The organism is Paraburkholderia sp. (genome assembly GCF_036488505.1).
GTDB lineage: Bacteria > Pseudomonadota > Gammaproteobacteria > Burkholderiales > Burkholderiaceae > Paraburkholderia.
In genome coordinates, this window is the sequence record NZ_DASXHN010000408.1 from 1 (window position 1) to 2,869 (window position 2,869).

At 61.3% G+C, this 2,869-nt stretch carries 2 protein-coding genes; both read left to right on the forward strand.

Features of this window, described 5'->3' with window-relative positions; genetic code table 11:
• Nucleotides 1–85: 85 nt before the first annotated feature.
• Nucleotides 86–490, forward strand: coding sequence for a heme-binding protein (locus tag VGH68_RS23735; protein ID WP_331606149.1), 405 nt, complete (start codon nucleotides 86–88; stop codon nucleotides 488–490).
• 32 nt (nucleotides 491–522) lie between these two features.
• Nucleotides 523–2,691, forward strand: coding sequence for a malate synthase G (locus VGH68_RS23740; protein ID WP_331606150.1), 2,169 nt, complete (start codon nucleotides 523–525; stop codon nucleotides 2,689–2,691).
• The last annotated feature ends 178 nt before the right edge of the window (nucleotides 2,692–2,869 follow it).

Consider the following 2,869-nt stretch of genomic DNA (forward strand, 5'->3'; position numbering starts at 1 on the left):
GGGCGGATGATCCGTGGCGCAGTGAGCCCTATCCTTAACGCCGGCATGCGCCGGCTAAAACACTTTTGACCTGAGAACTGCAGATATGCAAAGCAAAGCCATATTGACCGTTATCGAAGCGACGCAAATCCTCGAAGCCGCACGCGTGGAAGCCGAGAAAAATCTATGGATGGTCGCGATCGCCGTGGTCGACGACGGCGGCCATCCGCTCGCCCTGCTGCGCCTCGATGGGTGCGCCCCGATTGGTGCTTACATCGCGACCGAAAAGGCGCGCACCGCAGCGCTCGGCCGACGCGAAACGAAGCAATACGAAGACATGATCAACGGCGGTCGAACCGCATTTCTGAGCGCACCGCTCGTCGCGACGCTGGAAGGCGGCGTACCCATCGTGGTCGACGGGCAGGTCGTGGGCGCGGTCGGCGTATCAGGCGTAAAGCCGGATCAGGATTCACAAGTGGCCAAGGCCGCAGCAAACAGTCTCAACGGCTGACTATCTAATACTTGAATTTGTTGGAGCGCATGATGGGTGAAATGATCGGGAAAAACGGCTTGCGCGTCGCGGCTGTTCTCAGAAAGTTTGTTGATGAAGAGGCTCTCCCGGGAACCGGCATAGAGAGCGAAGCGTTCTGGAGCGGTCTTAGTCGGTTAGTCCACGACCTCGCGCCGAAGAACCGCGCGCTGCTCGCCGAACGTGACCGGTTGCAGACGGAGCTGGACCAGTGGCATCGAAAGAATCCGGGACCCGTACGCGATCTGTTGGCGTACCGCGCGTTTCTGGAAGGCATCGGCTACATCGTACCGGCGGACGCGGCTGTGCAGGCCACGACCCGGAACGTCGATACGGAAATCGCCGAACAAGCCGGCCCGCAACTCGTCGTGCCGCTATCGAATCAACGTTACGCGCTTAACGCCGCGAATGCACGTTGGGGCAGCCTGTACGACGCCCTCTACGGCACCGACGCGATTCCCGACACCGGCGGCGCCGGACGCACCGCGCAATTCAACCCGGCTCGCGGGGCAGCGGTGATTGCCCGTGCACGCGCGTTCCTCGATGAAGCCGCGCCGCTCGCCAACGGTTCTCACGTCGATGCCACCGCTTATCGCGTGGAAAGCGGCAAGCTTGTCGTCACGTTGAAAAACGGTTCGTCGGCGTTGAAATCACCCGCTCAGTTCATTGGTTTCCAGGGCGATGCCGGCTCGCCTTCCGCGGTGCTGCTCAAGCATCACGGCCTGCACTTCGAGATCCAGATCGACGCGACGGATTCCATCGGCAAGACCGACGCTGCACGTGTGAAGGACGTGCTGATGGAGGCGGCGGTCTCGACCATCATCGATTGCGAGGATTCGGTGGCCGCCGTCGATGCCGCCGACAAGGTCGAGCTCTACCGCAACTGGACCGGCCTGATGAAAGGCGATCTGGCGGAGGAAGTCACCAAGAACGGCAAGACCTTCACGCGGCGCCTGAACGCGGATCGCGAATACACCGCGCCCGATGGCTCGACGGTGAAGCTGCATGGCCGCTCGCTGCTGTTCATCCGTAACGTCGGGCATCTGATGACGAATCCGGCTATTGTCGATCGCGATGGACACGAGATTCCCGAGGGCATTCTCGATGCGGTGATGACGTCACTCGGTGCAATGCACGATTTGAAAAACAAGCTCAATTCGCGCACGGGATCGATCTACATCGTCAAGCCGAAGATGCACGGCCCGGCGGAAGTCGCTTTCTCCGGCGAGCTGTTCGGGCGCGTGGAAGACTTGCTTGGCTTGCCTCGATACACCATCAAGATGGGCATCATGGACGAGGAGCGGCGCACGAGCGTCAACCTGCAGGCGTGCATTGCGGTGGCATCGGCACGAGTGGCGTTCATCAACACGGGCTTCCTCGACCGCACCGGCGACGAGATGCACAGCGCAATGGAAGCCGGTCCGATGATGCGCAAGGGCGACATGAAATCGTCGGCGTGGATCACGGCTTACGAGCGCAATAACGTGCTCGCGGGTTTGAGCTCGGGACTGCGCGGGCGTGCGCAAATCGGTAAAGGCATGTGGGCCATGCCCGACCTGATGCACGCGATGCTCGAGCAGAAGATCGCTCATCCGAAAGCGGGCGCGAACACGGCGTGGGTGCCCTCGCCGACCGCCGCGACGCTGCATGCGCTGCATTACCATCAGGTCGATGTACAAGCCGTGCAGCAGGAGCTGGAGAAGACGAGTTACACCAGCGCACGCGATGAACTGCTCAATGGCTTGTTGACGATTCCTGTCGTGGAAAAGGCGCAATGGTCGGATGAGGAAATTCGCCAGGAAATCGAGAACAACGTGCAGGGGATTTTGGGTTACGTGGTGCGGTGGATCGATCAGGGCGTGGGATGCTCGAAGGTGCCGGATATCCACGACGTCGGGCTGATGGAAGACCGCGCGACGCTGCGAATTTCGAGCCAGCATATTGCGAACTGGCTGCATCACGGGGTGGTGTCGGCGGCGCTGGTCAACGAGACGTTCGAGCGCATGGCGAAGGTCGTGGACAAGCAGAACGCCAGCGACCCGCAGTATCAGCCGATGGCCGGTCACTTTGAAACGTCGCTGGCTTTCAAGGCGGCGAAGGCGCTGGTCTTTGAGGGCCGCGCGCAACCGAGCGGGTACACGGAGCCGTTGCTGCATAAGTTCCGGCTCGGCGCCAAGGCGTAGCCGCGGTGGTAGCTGCACGCCGGTTTGCAATACGCATCCGGCTGCAGCGCTACCTTCGGAACCCCAACAATCGTTCATCCAAGCGCATGACGAAGCCTTCACTCCCACGCTGTTGAGCGGACTCCGACAAGCGCCGCGACCAAACCCGTCAGCTCTGGCAATGCCCGGATGTCAGATC

Excerpts from the sequence above, each read along its gene's own strand:
- VGH68_RS23740 (WP_331606150.1), top strand. The coding sequence starts at position 523 with ATGGGTGAAATGATCGGGAAAAACGGCTTGCGCGTCGCGGCTGTTCTC.
- VGH68_RS23735 (WP_331606149.1), top strand. The coding sequence starts at position 86 with ATGCAAAGCAAAGCCATATTGACCGTTATCGAAGCGACGCAAATCCTC.